Below are 15220 nucleotides of genomic sequence, written 5' to 3'. Positions count from 1 at the left end.
GCTCCAATGGTCATTGACCGTTAGAGCTGTTTTTCTTTGATTGAGAATCAATCGTATCTAAAAAATCCTTCGTTATACGAACTACATATTTTACCTCGTCTAAATTTCGTTCTCTTAATAATGAGCGATGAATGTCTAGCATGAGGTTTTTCTCCTCAATATCAGTAACGCCAGATAATTTTTGAAAATTAAATAGCTCCTCAGGGGTAATGTCTAATGCCTTCATGATTGTTTCCAAAGTACTTAAGGTAATATTAGATTGTCCATGCTCAATATTGGAAACTCTTCCTTTACTGAAACCTAACTTCCCTGTTCTTTCAGCCACTTCTTCTTGGCTAAGTCCTTTAGATAATCGAATAATCCGAAGTTGTTCACCTACTAGCTTTAAAAAATCTGACATATGATTCACCTCTATGTTAAAAGCTAGTGAAAAACAATGAAAATGACTATACTATTATAGTGGTATAATAGAGAAAAAGTTACATTAAAATGGTACAATCTTTAGAGTAATACTTTTATCCAGACAAATGACCTAAATAAATAACTAGGTATGCGTTAATGAAGATTGTATTCAGGGTATTAATTGGGACAGAGGATTGGAGGGTTCATACATGGTGAAGCAGTTTTTTTTAGAAGAAATAGCAAAAGTCCAAATTGGTCATTTAATTGCGAACGATCAATGGTTTAAAAGGGAAGGTACTCCTTTTATCACCAAAGCAACACTATTGAAATTATTGGTAGATGATGATGCTAGTAAAGTGCCAAAGGTTGATCACACGGTTGATTCATTAAATTTGTCACTAGTGCCTGCAAAAAGCATTCTACTCAATAAATTAAATTTAAAGGAAACCATTATTTATCAATGTAAAAAAGCTGTGTGCATCGGTCATGATATCATTGCCATTATTCCAAATGAATCCATTGTTGTTAGTGACTATTTATTTCACTTTTTTAAATGGTATCAAATAAATAAAGAGAAACGTCATATCTTTCGTTTAATAATTGAATTACCTCCTCTTGATATACAGCATAGAGCAGCTCAACTATTAAACGCTATTCAGCATTTATTAATGAATAAAGATTCTTTAGTCACAGCGGTAGAAAAACTTCCACAGTATTTCGATAATGTGTCAAAACAAGTAAATCAGCATGCAAAAAACTTACATCATAGCTTTGACCAGCTCCAATATCTATATGCTGATATGTTACATAAGGTTTATAATGGAGATTTCCTAAATGATTCCTTTCAAAGGTTGAGCAATTAACATAAGTCGGTGCAAATGGATTGGGCAATCCTTGCACCGACTTGTTAAATTTCAATAATAATTGGTAAAATCATGGGCTTACGTTTTGTTTGGGTAAATAAATATTGTCCAACAGCTCTTTTAATTTCTCGGCGAAGAACATGTATTTGCTGTCTGCTCTCTTCTTGAAGCTCATTGACGATTTCTTTGGTAAGCACATTGACTTTAGTTAACAGTGCCTCGAAATCTTTAGCATAAACAAAACCACGTGAAATGGTATCGGGTTCCGAAATAAAAGCACCATCAGCTTTATTGAGTGTCAATACAATAACAAGCATTCCATCTTCTGAAAGTTGCTTGCGATCACGCAGGACAATTCCTTCGACCTCACCAATGCCAATCCCATCTACATAGGTATCCCCAGCAGGAATTTTCCGTGTTTGCCTTGCCTTTGAATTTTCAATATCAACAACATCCCCATTTTTCATAATAAATGTATGTCCCTTTTGAACGCCAATAGATTCTGCTAATAAACGATGTTGATGTAACATACGATACTCACCATGAATAGGTATGAAAAATTTAGGCTTCATAAACGTCAGCATAAGTTTCAAGTCCTCTTGATGACCATGTCCTGATACATGCATACCTGTATGACTGGAAGAACCATAAATAACTTTAGCACCAAGCTGAAACAAATTGTCCACAATACGAGAAACACCCTTTTCATTACCGGGGATTGGTGAAGCGGCAAGAATGACTGTATCGTCTGGTAAAACTTTAATTTCACGATGATTACCATTTGCTATTCTTGCAAGTGCAGCTAGAGGCTCGCCTTGGCTACCTGTGCAGAGGACCACCACCTCTTCTGGAGGGAGGTATTTGACCTCCCGTGCATCAATTAACAGATCTTCTGGTACAAATAAATAACCTCGTTCAATTGCGACATCAACGACATTGACCATGCTACGCCCTACTAAAGCTAGCTTCCTATTGGTGGCAATTGCTGCATGTACGATTTGTTGAATACGATTAACATTTGAAGCAAAGGTAGAGATAATTACTTTTCGTTCAGCATGTAAAAAGGCTTCCTCAATATGATGCCCTACAAGTTGCTCTGAAGGTGTCAAACCAGGTCTTTCCGCATTTGTACTTTCCGAGATAAGAACTAGCACGCCATTTGAACCGATTTCAGCCATTTTATGAATATCAGCAAATTGGTTGTTAACAGGCGTTAGGTCAAATTTAAAGTCTCCAGTATGGACAACGTTTCCTTCGGGAGTGGCTAAAACAATTCCTAAACAATCGGGTATACTATGATTGGTTCTAAAGAAACTAACATCGAATTGTCCTAAATGTAGAGCTGAGTCTGCATGAATTTCAATTAAATCCGTTCCTCGTAAAAGTTTATGTTCCTTAAGCTTTAATTCAATAAGTCCGAGTGTGAATCGGGTAGCATACACAGGGACATTTAATTTTTTTAGTAAGTAAGGAATACCACCAATATGATCTTCATGTCCATGCGTGACAATTAATGCCTTAATTTTCTCCTTATTATCAAGTAAATACGTAATATCTGGAATGATTAAATCAATTCCGAGCAGGGTTTCATCAGGAAATTTTGCTCCGCAATCAATAATAATTATGTCATCTGCATATTGTACTACATACATATTTTTACCAATTTCATTTATCCCACCAAGGGCGAATATGGATAATAGCTGTTTACTTGTTGACAACGTATTCCCTCCTATAGTCTTAAATAAAGCCATCTAAATGCTTTTGCCATAAGTAGTATAGCTTTTAGCATTTCATCCTATACGAAATTTGCAATACGACTAATTGTAAAATGTAAAGAATAGAATGGAGAGATAACAAGAATATTTCTCTAAAATCAAATTAAAAGGAGGTAAAGCTTTGTCTAGTTTTGTGCAACATGCTATTTTTGAGCATAGATTTTGGCTAGAAATCATGCAAAATCACGCTCAATTTATTCATGACGCCCTCTATCCCTCAGAAAAGGATGATATTCAAAGAGCCTATACGTATATTTATCAATTCTCGGAGCTACTTGCATATGTACCTTCGCTCGATGATTCAAATGCTGTATCTTTTTCAGTGTCCGTGGACGACAAGGTTGAGCAATTTAAGCAGTTCAAGCTGTATCTACTCAGACATCAACTATTGGGGGATATTGGAATTCATTTAACGCCTACGTTTGTCAACCATATGGTCAATGAATTAGAAGAATACCAAAATGTGCTGAATTACTTGAAAAAAGGAGAAGCACCACCGATTTTTCATGAGCTTCATCATCATTTAGTTTGGCTTTTAGATGCCTCTGGACACGCAGGCATTATTAATGATGATTTAGATGGTGTTGAGAAGCGTTTGAAGCAAAAGAGTCATGAGTTTGCTCAACACTTTGAACAATTTTACTTAAAGGCCGTAGAATTAACAGGCTATTTACGTACGAATATGGATTCCTTTCCTGCTTTAAAACGCTTTAATAAAGATGTTGAGCTTGAAATGACATTATTTAAAACATTCTTAAGAGAATTAGAAGAAATGGAGCTAAGTGCAGAGGTGCTAGGTACATTTACAGCTCCGATGGCGGATCATATGTGGCGTGAAGAGCAATACTATTTAACAAAGCTTGCACAGGCTAGAGAACAAGATAATTAAAACAAAAGGCTATCTAAGCTGACTAGATAGCCTTTTTGATTAGGGATGAATCACTACCTCTGTACCTATTGGCACAATACTGGCTAGCTCTTCAACATCTCGATTTTGCATGCGGATACACCCATGTGAAACAGCATGCCCAATAGAGCTAGGATCATTTGTGCCATGAATTCCGTAGTGTTCTTTAGAAAGACTCATCCACATCGTACCAAAAGGACCGCCAGGGTTTGGCGCTTTATTGATGATAATAAAACTACCTACTGGTGTTTCGTGAAGCATGCGACCAACTGCAATTGGGTATTGTTTTTGAAGGATATTGTTTTTATATAAACGGAGCCAGCGATTATTGGTGGATATCTCGATATGGTAAGGAATTGCTTCGGGGTCGGGCAAGCCTGGGATGATAATTTGTTGACCATTGAAAAGATGGTCAGGCTGAATTCCTAGATTAGCAGCGAGAATAGATGACAAAGGTGTACGGTAATCTTGAGAAATTTGAACAAGGGTTTCACCAGCTTTGACTGTATGAATCAATTTTTAGTCCCTCCATTGCAAAGGTTTATTGCTTTACTATATGCTTCAGAATGTTTTATGTAATTTTAGGAATGCAAGGTTTTTCAGTTTCTGGACAGAATAAGCGGTGACATTGCAGGATTAAGGGGCATAAAGATGAAGGAATTTAAAATTACGTATTTCTTTGATGAGGTACATTATGTTCGAAGGTTCATTTTTATTGAATCACAACAAGAGGCAGAAAAATTAGTGAAAAATGAACGTGATCAATATATCTCCTTTACGGATAGTAGGGGGATATACCATGAATTGCACACAAAACATGTACGAGTTATTCAAATAGCTGAGTATCATCGAATTGATAAAAGTGCGATTGAGAAAGACACATAATCTGTTCAGCATTACACACATTATAGGAAAAGGAGTGTGACAGAATGGATATGGAAAAAATACCACATGAAAAGAAAATGTTCATGAATTTAAATAGTAAGGACAAGCCTGACATGGTTGAATCAGATACGATTAGTCTTTTCGATTTGCATGAGGATATGCAAACTGTAGATGCCATTCCAATAGAGGAACTCAATAAGCGAGTCAAAAGAGAAGGCGACGAATTAATTGAAATGCAGCCAGATGAATTATAGGAGGTAAAAAATCAATGAATCATGAAAAAGACGTCCAATTTACAGCTGCAGGAACAAATATTAATGAAGTGAAGCAAAAAAATGCACAGGCAGGATTATCCTATAATGAAGTAAAGGCGTTGTTAGCTAAAAGTGGTGGACATGGTACGTCTATTTATAGCGACACAGACATTGATGAAGTCAAACAAGACATACACAAACATCAACAATAAACGTTTTGGAGGAGCAAGGTATTGAGCGCTCTTCCCTTTTTATTTTACAATGGTGAAAAATAAAGGAGTTGTAAATCATGTCAACTGGAGAAATGAGATGTCCATTATGCGGAGGCGAAAACCATTGTGGCGTGGCAAAAGGCAAAAAAGAGTGCTGGTGTATGACAGTTAGCATTCCAGAAACCCTGTTAACTACAGTGCAAAGAGAGCCAAATCTATGCATTTGTTCAACATGCATAGATACATATAAGAAAGAACAAGTATAGTTTTTTGCGATGATAAAGGTTGGTAAAAATTGAGCAATTGGTACAATTGTCTATCGCACAACAACCTAGCAGGCATACATTACTCTGAAAGGAGTGTGTCTAATGGCTAAACCAATTGAACTCAGTAATGTGACAAAGGCATATTTAGAGGAATATCAGCGAATCCTCAAAAAAATGATGCAGGGTATGACCTATGTTACCATTACTTGTAGTATCTCAGAAAATTTTATTAAGCAAATCATCCCTCATCAAGTTGCAGCAATCCAAATGTCTGAAAATGTTTTACGTTATACAACGAATATACCTGTGCAAAATCTCGCCTTAGAAATCATTCGCACACATACAGAAATGGTTGAGAGTCTTGAAGCGATACAAAATCGTTGTTGTGTCGTACAAAACTCAGAGTATGAATTATACGAGTATATGTGTGCTTACAAAGAAATTACAGAAGCTATGTTCAATGCAATGTGTGCTCCACCAGTCTCTAATAGCATTAATATCAATTATCTTCGGGAAATGATCGTCCATCATCAGGGTGGTATACGACTGGCACAAAATGTGCTTAGATTCTGCATTTGTCAAGAGTTAATTCCAATCCTACGTTGCATGATTCAAACGCTGTGTGAGCAACTAGAAGCCATGGAAAAGCTACTGGATAGCTTACAAAATTGCGATTGCGAGTGCTAGCACTAACGAGAAGTTTATATGGGAAGAAGGCGCTAAATCAATCAGGATTTTAGCGCTTTTTCTGCATAAAGACAGTGTTTAACTAAGAAAATAAGAAATTGTCAATAAAGTGGACGGAAAAATAATAAAGTGTAAAGAATTAAATGAGAATCTATTTTTGCCACTCTATTGTTGGTAAAATATATATGTTTTATTAGTTGAAGGTAATGAAGAGAAATCTATAATTGTCTTTAAAATATTGGTAATTTTATTTTACTTGAATACAACTAGGAGTGGGAGCTATGTTCAAAAGGAAGAAGATTAATCAAAGTTATGATTATTTTTCGGCTACGAAAAATTCAGACATCGAAACAAATGAACGCTTTAAAGAAAAATTGGATTTCCTTGCTTTATCTAGAATTAGAAGAGAATCTGTTGGGTTTTTACGTAAAATTTATGAGAATAATCGCCAGCATATACTCGATAATTTTTATGCTCGTCTACTGGAAATCCCAGAGTTTAATCAGGTCATCAATACACATTCGACAGTAGAGCGCTTAAAAGGATTGTTTGATACACATTTCATTAGCTTATTTGACGATGAATTAGATTTAGATTATGTCTTTAAGCGTCGTAAAATTGCATATGTTCATGCAAGAATTGGTGTACTACCGAATTGGATGATTTCTGCCTATACACTGATTAATCAATTAATCATTCCACTTATTGTCAAAGAACTATCTCGTGATGAAGAAAAAATGCTGGATGTTTTATTGTCTTACGATAGCTTAGTAACAATTGATCAACAAATAATTTTAGAGACCTATATTGAAATTCAAGCAGGATCTGTAGTAAATGGATTAGGTGAAATAATTACTTATAATACACAGTTAGATACCATTAAGGAACTGATTGAATTTCAGGAGATTCAGCAACAGGAGATTGTTGCAGCAGATCAATTAATGCATGAGTTAGACGAAAGTATTGAAGAAATTGCCACATCAGTTGGTGATATTTCAGAGCAAACAAAGCATGCCTTTAAAAAATTAAATCAGGATTTGGAATCATTACAACAAGTATCATCTATTTTACAGACGACCGATGAAGGCCATAAATCAATGCAGGAAGACATTAGGCGTTTAGTTGAACGTGTAAATAGTGTAGCGAAATTAATGGAATTAATTAAAAAAATTGCAGATCAAACAAATTTGTTGGCTTTAAATGCATCAATAGAGGCCGCTCGTGCGGGAGAAGCAGGAAAAGGCTTTGCGGTTGTTGCAGAGGAAGTTCGGAAACTTGCTGATGATACAAGTACATCTGTCAAATCTATACATACAGATATACAGGAGCTACTTCATATTACCCATAATATTAGTTCATTGACGACTCAATTTTCCCAAGATTTACATCAAGGTGTTACAGATACCTTATATATATCAAAGACGCTAGCTGAGCTAAATAAAAACTTACAGCAGCAGGGGGCGCGCTTTGAGGAAATAGCTACAACGACAAAGGTTCAGGCACAATCTGCTACTACTATTTCTGAACGTAACCATACAATTACAGAGAGCATGCAAAAAAGTAAGGTAATCGTGTTTGATATGGGCTCTGCCATTTATAAGTTAAGTAAAATGATTGATGGATACCGATCCACAACAATTTCTAAAAACTTTATTATTAGCCAAGAGGATATTATTGAATTAGCTATTACCGATCATCTATTGTGGAGATGGAAAATCTACAATTTGCTACTCGGCTTTGAAACGATGACGGAGCAGGATGTAGGGTCTCCAAAAGAATCACGCCTTGGCGAATGGTATTACGGCACAGGAAAGAAACTGTTAGGTGATGAGCGTGTCTATGCAGAGTTAGAACAACCATTTATCCACGTCCATGATATAGCAAAAAAAGCAGTGCGTGAATACAATGTAGGCAATAAAACGGGCGCTGAAAAATACCTGAAAGAAATTACGGATGAATCGTATGTTGTAATTGAAAAATTAAAAGAGTTAAAGGAAATTTTATTGAGCGAGAAAAAGCAATATATTCATTAAAAAATGGAAAGCAAGCTAGTCTACATACTAGCTTGCTCTTTTATAGATTAATAGGTGGAACACACATAAATGTCACTGTACGTTTTTGGCTATCATAAAGACACCATTCACGGTGATTGATAACAGAGCCTACATTCACACCATATTGTTTGTCTTGTAACGCAATTGGTTGCCCGTACCGAATACGAATCGGCAGCTTTTTTTGTTGATGATAAAGGCCTGATTCGTGACTATGCCCAAAGAAAAATAATGGTTTTTGAAAGGGTGGGAAAGTCGGTTGCCAGCTTACATTCCACTTAAATTGATGTCCGTGCATAAGCGTGGCTCCATCAATCTCTATTGTCTCAGGTAAAGCTCTAAAACGTTCAATGCCAGTGACCTGAGTAATACGTTCTTCTTGATTGCCTCGAATAGAGGGGAAGGTTAGTAGTCTTTCAAACTCACTTTCTACTATGGCCGCCTTTTGCAAAGGTAAGCCAGATATGTTTTGTGCCTTTTTCTTACTTACAGTGCATTCATATAAATCCCCTAATCCAATGATTTTTGCTTCCTCTGCTGTTTGTTGAATGTGAGCTAGAACAGCTTTAGTGTCTTCTATATTAGAATGTAAATCTCCTAAAAGTGCATAAAGCATTTAAACCCGGCCTTTCCTAATAATAATCGTACAAGTATCATACACCCAATAGAAATTGCTAGAAAAGTAAAATGTCTAAGAATATTTTGTTACTTCAGCTACATATTTTGAATGTGTGGAAAAATTGCCAAGAAATACATTGCTTGATAAAATATAATCATAATTTTCTGAATTTTAAGAAGTTTAATAGTTTCCCATTCTTGTTTATTCAGTAATAATAAAATGAATGTATGGAGGGCTTATAATGACGAAGTTTATGACAGATATTCTTGAAGACTATGCAGGGCAGCAACCAAATGCAATTGCAACATTGTATGATGGAAAGGCATTAAGTTATCATGATTTTTATCAACGTGTAGAAAGATTTGCGGCTTACTTGCAGGAACAAGATTTTGAAAAAGATGATGTGATTGCCCTATATACGCTCAATTCAGATTTATTTTTAATCGCTTATTTAGGTGTCCAATTAGCTGGATTTATTGTGATGCCTATTAACACTAAATTAGCTGCTCCTGAGGTCGATTTTATTTTTAATCATTCACAAGCAAGGGGCTTAATTTTTGATGAAAGATTAACAGAGGTATTAGAGGACGTTTCCTATTCATTCCAACATACCATCGGATTTCAAGAAATGAAAAACATAATTGAGCATGATAATCATGCTAGAAAAATTATGCAATTAGAGGCTGACGATACGGCAGTGGTCATGTATACGTCAGGAACAACAGGTAAACCCAAAGGCGTCATGCTAACGCATCAGAATATCGTGGCTACAGCAGATATTTGGTCGTCTTCTATGAATATGTCGAGCAAGGACAAAATGTTTATTTGTACGCCTTTGTTCCATTGTGCAGGTCTTCATGTATTTGCTATGCCTATGTTTTATCAAGGAGGAACGGTGGTCATTGAAGAAGCATTTTCACCAACTAAAACGTTAGCTCAAATTGTAGCTACTAAAACGACAATTTTCTTTGGTGTTCCATCTATGTATACGATCATATTAAATACTCCAGGCTTCAAGGAACATAGCTTTAAGCATTTACGTTTATTATGTTACGGGGCTGCCCCAATGCCTTATGAGCTTGTAAAGCAAGTGAAAGAAGCATTTCCAAATGTAAAGGTTCAAAATCTTTATGGTCAAACTGAAAATTCACCTGCAGCTACCTCTCTATTAGATACAGATGCATTGACGAAAATTGGCTCAGTGGGAAAACCATTAGCACAGACAGAGGTTTGTGTAGTTAATAGTGAAGGAAAGACCGTTCCAGCTGGAGAGGTGGGCGAAATTTGCGTAAGAGGTCCACAAGTAATGAAGGGCTATTTGCGCAATCCAGAGGAAACAGCAAGAGCGATTAGGGATGGCTGGCTGTACTCAGGCGATTTAGGACGCTTTGATAAGGAAGGCTATTTATATATTGTAGATCGAAAAAAAGATATGATTATTCGCGGTGGAGAAAATATTTACCCAATCGAAATAGAAGAAGTTCTATATCAAATGCCAGAAATTTTAGAAGCAGCAGTGGTTGGATTGCCACATGAAGTATATGGAGAAGTACCAAAAGCATTTGTGGTGTTAAAGGAGGGGAAGTCTCTTGATGAAAATTCGATACTATCCTATTGTCAAACACGACTTGCCAAATATAAAGTACCTTATGAAATTAGATTTTTAATAGAATTACCACGTAATGCCTCTGGGAAGGTACTAAAACATACGTTACGACCGAAAGTAACAACGATTTAAGACAGTTCAATTAACCTTTGGCATAATTGCTATCCAGATTTTTGGAGTTTACTCGCAAAAGAGTCTTGTGAAACTCGCTATTAGTACAAAATATAGTTATTAAATCAAGATAAAATAGGAACGGCTATGAAAGTATCGTATAATAGAGTCTACGACAAATGGAATAATGAGTATGGCGAAGGGGGCTGCTCTTCGCCTTAGAATAGGAGCGGAATTTGTCTTGTGGACGGGGTATAAACGCCTTTTACTTATTGGCATTTTGATTATTATGTTACTTTCAGGCTGTCAGCCATTTTCTCAGCAAGATGCTGAACAAAAAAATCAATTAACGGTTTTAACAGTAGAATTTAATAGCGGGGCACCTATTCCAAATCTCTTCCTTACGGTTACAGATGTACAAACAGGTGATGTAGTGGAAGAAGCGATTGGTTCAGAAGAGGGAGAAGCTATCTTTTCGAAGCTAAAGGCAGGGAGAGAATATGCAATTGCGGCAACGACACTTGAAAATAGTACGACAAATAATGGGTATACAACAATCGAGAATTTCACTTACGATACAACTAAGCCCTATTATCGATTGCAAACACACTTTTTAAGAGACGATCAGGAGTTAGATGTCCCTGTTGTCATGCAAAATCCTGAGCTGCCACATGGCTGTGAAATTACTTCACTTACAGCCGTATTAAATTATTTTGGAATGAATGTGTCAAAACTCGAAATGACTGACAAGTATTTACCAAAGCAAGAAATACGAACTGTAGGCAATCAACGTTTTGGACCAAATCCCAATGAAGCTTTTGCAGGTAACCCTCGTGATAAAGCTCGAGGCATGTATGTTTTTGCTGCTCCAATTGTCAAAGCGGCTGAGGCAGTTATTACAGATAAACAAGCTGACCTACATGTCAAAAATATGAGTAACGCCTCACAGGATGATATTTTACAGCTTGTGCGTGAAGGTATTCCTGTCGTGACATGGGTAACACTAGATCTATCGAAGCCTAAACGAAAAGCAGAAAGAGGCTGGATTTATACAGGGGAAACGACTCCACAGGATGCTTTTATGAACTTACATGCAGTCGTCTTAACGGGACATTTAGGTGATAAGGTAGTCGTAATGGATCCTTTAAAAGGGTATGTGACTTACAATGTCGATCAATTTTTCAAAAGTTATCAGGAATTAGGCAAACAAGCTGTAGCTGTTCATAAATAAGCTATAAATCATTAGTATGTTACACTAATAAAAAAGTAAAAGTGAGTTGAGTAGAATGGCCATTGAGCACGTTTTTTTACCTGTTTTACTTGGAGATGAAATGAATGCTTATGGCATGGCCAGAGCATTTTACGAAGCCTATGGTGTGAAGCCACTTGCACTAAACCATACGAATATGGAAAAAATTCAACAAAGTGATTTATGGACTTTTCGTGAGATACCGCGACTTCATATCGAAGAAAGGTTTGTGACCGCTTTAAAAGCTATTGCGGAGGAGTTCCAAGACAAAAAATTACTGTTATTAGCCTGTGATGAATTTTATGTCAAAAAAATCGTTGAACATAAAGAGGAGTTAGCAGAGAATTTTCTAGTTCCTTATGTAGACGCCCCACTTGCGCATCAACTTTTAACTCGTGAAAGTATGTATGAACTATGCGCACAATTTGGTTTTCAATACCCTGCCACACATGTATGCACGGTGAATGATTATGAAGACTACGACATGCCATTTGATTATCCAATTGTCATTAAGCCGATGAATATGACAAAATATGCTACATGCATTTTTCCTGGTAAGAAAAAAGTATATATTGCATATGATAAGGATGAAAAGGACAGTATATTACGTGCTATCTATAAAGAATCAGCATATCGTGATGATTTGATGATTCAACAATATATTCCTGGAGAAGATGCTAACATGCGGGTTGTTAATGCATATATAGGACAAGATGGGAAGGCAAAACTTCTTGCCGTAGGAAACCCTATTTTAGAAGAGCATTCTCCAAAAGGGATAGGACGTTATGTAGCGATTATGACAACCTATCATCAGGAATTAATGGATAATGTTAAGTCCTTTCTCGAAGCGATACAATTCCATGGCTTTGCCACATTTGATATGAAATATGATGATCGTGATGGTCAATATAAATTGTTGAGTATTGAATTACATAATGAACTTTCCAATTATTATGTGACGGCCAGTGGCTTTAATTTAATGCAGTATGTAGCGGACGATTATGTTCGAGGAAGTAAACAACAACTAACATATTTGAAGAACAAGCATCTTTGGACAATCGTACCGAATGGTGTGCTGTTCAAATATGTTCAAAATGAACAACTAGTAATGGAGGCGAAAAGTTTAATTCGACAAGGGATGGCTACAGATTCTATTTTTAACTATAAGGATATGAATGCAAAACGTTGGTTGAATGTCACGCTTGATAATTTAAGCTTCTATCGCAGCTATAAGAAATATTTTAATAACAAAGGTCTGTCTAACACATGAAAAAACAAACTTTAGGTATTATTGGTGGCGTTGGTCCACTTGCAACAATGTTTATAGGAGAAATGATTGTAAGGCGTACAAAGGCACAAAAAGATCAGGACCATTTACATACCATTATTGATAATGATACAAATATTCCTGACCGTACGGCTTATATTTTAGATAATACAAAGGAGAATCCGGTACCAGTCATTATTGAGGATGCAAAAAAACTAGCTTCGGTAGGAGCACACATAATTGCGATCCCTTGTAATACGGCGCATACGTTTTATCAAGAAATTGAAGAGGGTTCTCCTATACCTGTCTTGCATATGATTCGCGAAACAGCGAAGCGTGCTGCTGATTTAGGAGCAAAGCGAGTAGGTATTTTAGCAACAACAGGCACGTTAACATCACGGATGTATCAGGAAGCACTTGAGCAGTTTGGTATTACACCAGTTGTTCCAGATAATGAAATGAGATCCTATGTGATGTCAATCATTTATGATTATGTCAAGGCTGGGAAGGATGTTACGCTAGAAGACTGGCAACCGATAGAAGAGGCGATGCTAGCATTAAATTGTGATCGAATTGTATTAGGTTGTACAGAGCTTTCTATTGTTAATAGAGATTTGAAGCTAAGTGACATTTATATTGATTCATTAATCGTTTTAGCGGAATGTGCCATTTTAGCTTGTGGTTATGAATTAATCGATTAGTTGAATTGAAAAGAATCTGCTTGCTTTTCACGGGTAAGCTACAATTCTTGAAAGAGTTGTGGACAGGCTTACTTTTCCGTGTTGAGTGAAGCAGATTTTTTATGAAAGGAAGCAATGTTTTCTTGAAACGATTAGATAATTGCTTACGTACATATAAAGTAGGAACCTACGGAGTGTGTTAAACTAGTGTCAAGTAGATAGAAGGTGGGAAATAACATGTCAGTCATTAATTTATTAAAAGAAGAACTACAAGCAAAATGGAACTTTGAAACACCCATGAAAATTCAAGATGAAATGATACCAGCTATGCTTGAAGGCAAAGATATTGTCGCGGAATCACCTACAGGATCAGGTAAAACGTTAGCATATGTCTTACCATTATTAAATAAAGTGAATGGGGCAAAAAAGCAAACGCAAGGACTGATCGTAGCTCCCTCGCAAGAGCTTGCTATGCAAATCGTAGAAGTTATACGTGAGTGGACGGCTGGAACAGACATTACTGTTCAACAGCTGATTGGTGGTGCCAATTCTGCTCGTCAAATTGAAAAGTTGAAGAAAAAGCCAACGATTGTTGTTGGCACACCTGGTCGTTTAAACGAATTAGCACGAGCAGGAAAATTAAAACTCAAAGAAGTCGAAACAGTTATTTTAGATGAATGTGATCAATTACTAAGTCGTGAATACCGTGTTGTTATCAAATCCTTTATCGAAGGTTCTGCCTATGGCCGACAAGTTGTTGTTGTGTCGGCTACGATTACAGAGGAAATTGAATTAGTGGCGAGTCGTATGATGTTTGAGCCACTGCGTTTTAAAATTAAGCCTGAGGACATGTTAAAGGTTGGTAAAGTTGTCCATTCTTTTGTGAAGGTAGAAGAACGTGATAAAACGGATTTCCTCCGCCGACTTTCCCATACAGAGGGTTTAAGAGCGTTGGCTTTTGTTAATAATATCGATCAATTATTAATGAAGGAAACAAAACTACAATACCGTTCAGCACCGATTGTCACGCTCCACTCTGATATGAAGAAAGAAGAACGGAAAAAAGCGTTAGATGCATTCCGTAAAGGAGACGCACGTATTTTAATTGCAACAGATATTGCAGCTCGTGGTTTAGATATTGCTGGTTTAACACATGTTATTCATGTTGATGTCCCACGAACAATTGAACAGTATTTGCATCGTTCTGGTCGTACTGGGCGTGCTGGAGCAGATGGTGAAGTATTAACCTTATTATCTTATCGTGATGAAAAAACCTATAAAAAATGGACAAGGGAAATTCCAGGCAAGCCTGTGCAAAAAATATGGCATGATGGCGAGCTGATTGAGGGTAATTCTAAAACAATTGGACAGAAGCGAGGGAAATAG

At 36.5% G+C, this 15220-nt stretch carries 17 protein-coding genes; 13 read left to right on the top strand and 4 right to left on the bottom strand.

Annotation, left to right across the window (positions count from 1 at the left end):
• Nucleotides 1–10: 10 nt before the first annotated feature.
• A complete protein-coding gene (locus NP781_RS19210) occupies nucleotides 11–400 on the bottom strand; it encodes a helix-turn-helix domain-containing protein (RefSeq protein ID WP_004225641.1) in 390 nt (129 codons plus the stop codon).
• A 211-nt stretch (nucleotides 401–611) separates the two neighbouring features.
• Between NP781_RS19210 and NP781_RS19205 the strand changes: the two genes are divergently transcribed.
• Complete coding sequence (locus NP781_RS19205; protein ID WP_221682805.1) at nucleotides 612–1265, top strand: restriction endonuclease subunit S domain-containing protein; 654 nt, start codon at nucleotides 612–614, stop codon at nucleotides 1263–1265.
• A 44-nt stretch (nucleotides 1266–1309) separates the two neighbouring features.
• Here the strand turns inward: NP781_RS19205 and NP781_RS19200 are convergent, their stop codons facing one another.
• Nucleotides 1310–2983 (bottom strand): ribonuclease J, encoded by a 1674-nt coding sequence (locus tag NP781_RS19200; RefSeq protein WP_257520613.1) that lies wholly within the window; start codon nucleotides 2981–2983, stop codon nucleotides 1310–1312.
• 178 nt (nucleotides 2984–3161) lie between these two features.
• Here NP781_RS19200 and NP781_RS19195 point away from each other — a divergent pair, with 178 nt between their 5' ends.
• Nucleotides 3162–3929, top strand: a complete 768-nt coding sequence (locus tag NP781_RS19195) for a DUF2935 domain-containing protein (protein WP_257520612.1) — start codon at nucleotides 3162–3164, stop codon at nucleotides 3927–3929.
• A gap of 39 nt (nucleotides 3930–3968) precedes the next feature.
• Here the strand turns inward: NP781_RS19195 and NP781_RS19190 are convergent, their stop codons facing one another.
• Nucleotides 3969–4463 (bottom strand): L,D-transpeptidase family protein, encoded by a 495-nt coding sequence (locus NP781_RS19190; RefSeq protein ID WP_202342770.1) that lies wholly within the window; start codon nucleotides 4461–4463, stop codon nucleotides 3969–3971.
• Between the two features lie 135 nt (nucleotides 4464–4598).
• Between NP781_RS19190 and NP781_RS19185 the strand changes: the two genes are divergently transcribed.
• From NP781_RS19185 to NP781_RS19160, 6 genes are all read left to right on the top strand, one after another.
• Nucleotides 4599–4832 carry a hypothetical protein gene (locus tag NP781_RS19185; protein ID WP_221682808.1) on the top strand — a complete coding sequence of 78 codons (234 nt, stop codon included), beginning with the start codon at nucleotides 4599–4601 and terminating at the stop codon, nucleotides 4830–4832.
• Between the two features lie 44 nt (nucleotides 4833–4876).
• Nucleotides 4877–5086 (top strand): hypothetical protein, encoded by a 210-nt coding sequence (locus NP781_RS19180; protein WP_221682809.1) that lies wholly within the window; start codon nucleotides 4877–4879, stop codon nucleotides 5084–5086.
• A 14-nt stretch (nucleotides 5087–5100) separates the two neighbouring features.
• On the top strand, nucleotides 5101–5298 hold the full coding sequence (locus NP781_RS19175) for a gamma-type small acid-soluble spore protein (protein ID WP_221682810.1): 198 nt from the start codon (nucleotides 5101–5103) through the stop codon (nucleotides 5296–5298).
• A gap of 77 nt (nucleotides 5299–5375) precedes the next feature.
• The gene (locus NP781_RS19170; RefSeq protein ID WP_221682811.1) at nucleotides 5376–5564 is read left to right on the top strand and encodes a cysteine-rich CWC family protein; all 189 of its coding nucleotides are present in this window, start codon (nucleotides 5376–5378) and stop codon (nucleotides 5562–5564) included.
• A 102-nt stretch (nucleotides 5565–5666) separates the two neighbouring features.
• Nucleotides 5667–6251, top strand: coding sequence for a DUF305 domain-containing protein (locus NP781_RS19165; RefSeq protein ID WP_004225628.1), 585 nt, complete (start codon nucleotides 5667–5669; stop codon nucleotides 6249–6251).
• Nucleotides 6252–6532: 281 nt separating this feature from the next.
• Nucleotides 6533–8284: a methyl-accepting chemotaxis protein gene (locus NP781_RS19160; protein ID WP_257520611.1), complete on the top strand. Its 1752-nt coding sequence runs from the start codon at nucleotides 6533–6535 to the stop codon at nucleotides 8282–8284.
• Nucleotides 8285–8324: 40 nt separating this feature from the next.
• Here NP781_RS19160 and NP781_RS19155 read toward each other — a convergent pair whose 3' ends face one another.
• Nucleotides 8325–8918: a metallophosphoesterase family protein gene (locus tag NP781_RS19155; protein ID WP_221682813.1), complete on the bottom strand. Its 594-nt coding sequence runs from the start codon at nucleotides 8916–8918 to the stop codon at nucleotides 8325–8327.
• Between the two features lie 244 nt (nucleotides 8919–9162).
• Here NP781_RS19155 and NP781_RS19150 point away from each other — a divergent pair, with 244 nt between their 5' ends.
• From NP781_RS19150 to NP781_RS19130, 5 genes are all read left to right on the top strand, one after another.
• Complete coding sequence (locus tag NP781_RS19150; protein WP_257520610.1) at nucleotides 9163–10659, top strand: class I adenylate-forming enzyme family protein; 1497 nt, start codon at nucleotides 9163–9165, stop codon at nucleotides 10657–10659.
• 220 nt (nucleotides 10660–10879) lie between these two features.
• A complete protein-coding gene (locus NP781_RS19145; RefSeq protein ID WP_257520609.1) occupies nucleotides 10880–11869 on the top strand; it encodes a C39 family peptidase in 990 nt (329 codons plus the stop codon).
• A gap of 55 nt (nucleotides 11870–11924) precedes the next feature.
• The gene (locus tag NP781_RS19140) at nucleotides 11925–13157 is read left to right on the top strand and encodes a carboxylate--amine ligase (protein WP_004225618.1); all 1233 of its coding nucleotides are present in this window, start codon (nucleotides 11925–11927) and stop codon (nucleotides 13155–13157) included.
• Entirely contained in the window at nucleotides 13154–13855 is a 702-nt protein-coding gene (locus NP781_RS19135; RefSeq protein ID WP_004225616.1) for a cysteate racemase, read from the top strand. Before NP781_RS19140 ends, NP781_RS19135 begins: the two co-directional genes overlap by 4 nt.
• Before the next feature lie 216 nt (nucleotides 13856–14071).
• Nucleotides 14072–15220 (top strand): DEAD/DEAH box helicase, encoded by a 1149-nt coding sequence (locus tag NP781_RS19130; RefSeq protein ID WP_004225614.1) that lies wholly within the window; start codon nucleotides 14072–14074, stop codon nucleotides 15218–15220.

This window comes from Lysinibacillus sp. FN11, from assembly GCF_024628845.1.
Classification (GTDB): domain Bacteria; phylum Bacillota; class Bacilli; order Bacillales_A; family Planococcaceae; genus Lysinibacillus; species Lysinibacillus capsici.
Note: the sequence above shows the minus strand (reverse complement) of the source record. Positions and strands in the feature narration are given on the sequence as shown.

What these genes read in the sequence shown, in the direction of transcription:
- NP781_RS19210 (WP_004225641.1), bottom strand. Translation starts at nt 400, where the DNA reads ATGTCAGATTTTTTAAAGCTAGTAGGTGAACAACTTCGGATTATTCGA.
- NP781_RS19205 (WP_221682805.1), top strand. Translation starts at nt 612, where the DNA reads ATGGTGAAGCAGTTTTTTTTAGAAGAAATAGCAAAAGTCCAAATTGGT.
- NP781_RS19185 (WP_221682808.1), top strand. Translation starts at nt 4,599, where the DNA reads ATGAAGGAATTTAAAATTACGTATTTCTTTGATGAGGTACATTATGTT.
- NP781_RS19180 (WP_221682809.1), top strand. Translation starts at nt 4,877, where the DNA reads ATGGATATGGAAAAAATACCACATGAAAAGAAAATGTTCATGAATTTA.
- NP781_RS19175 (WP_221682810.1), top strand. Translation starts at nt 5,101, where the DNA reads ATGAATCATGAAAAAGACGTCCAATTTACAGCTGCAGGAACAAATATT.
- NP781_RS19170 (WP_221682811.1), top strand. Translation starts at nt 5,376, where the DNA reads ATGTCAACTGGAGAAATGAGATGTCCATTATGCGGAGGCGAAAACCAT.
- NP781_RS19165 (WP_004225628.1), top strand. Translation starts at nt 5,667, where the DNA reads ATGGCTAAACCAATTGAACTCAGTAATGTGACAAAGGCATATTTAGAG.
- NP781_RS19160 (WP_257520611.1), top strand. Translation starts at nt 6,533, where the DNA reads ATGTTCAAAAGGAAGAAGATTAATCAAAGTTATGATTATTTTTCGGCT.
- NP781_RS19155 (WP_221682813.1), bottom strand. Translation starts at nt 8,918, where the DNA reads ATGCTTTATGCACTTTTAGGAGATTTACATTCTAATATAGAAGACACT.
- NP781_RS19150 (WP_257520610.1), top strand. Translation starts at nt 9,163, where the DNA reads ATGACGAAGTTTATGACAGATATTCTTGAAGACTATGCAGGGCAGCAA.
- NP781_RS19140 (WP_004225618.1), top strand. Translation starts at nt 11,925, where the DNA reads ATGGCCATTGAGCACGTTTTTTTACCTGTTTTACTTGGAGATGAAATG.
- NP781_RS19135 (WP_004225616.1), top strand. Translation starts at nt 13,154, where the DNA reads ATGAAAAAACAAACTTTAGGTATTATTGGTGGCGTTGGTCCACTTGCA.
- NP781_RS19130 (WP_004225614.1), top strand. Translation starts at nt 14,072, where the DNA reads ATGTCAGTCATTAATTTATTAAAAGAAGAACTACAAGCAAAATGGAAC.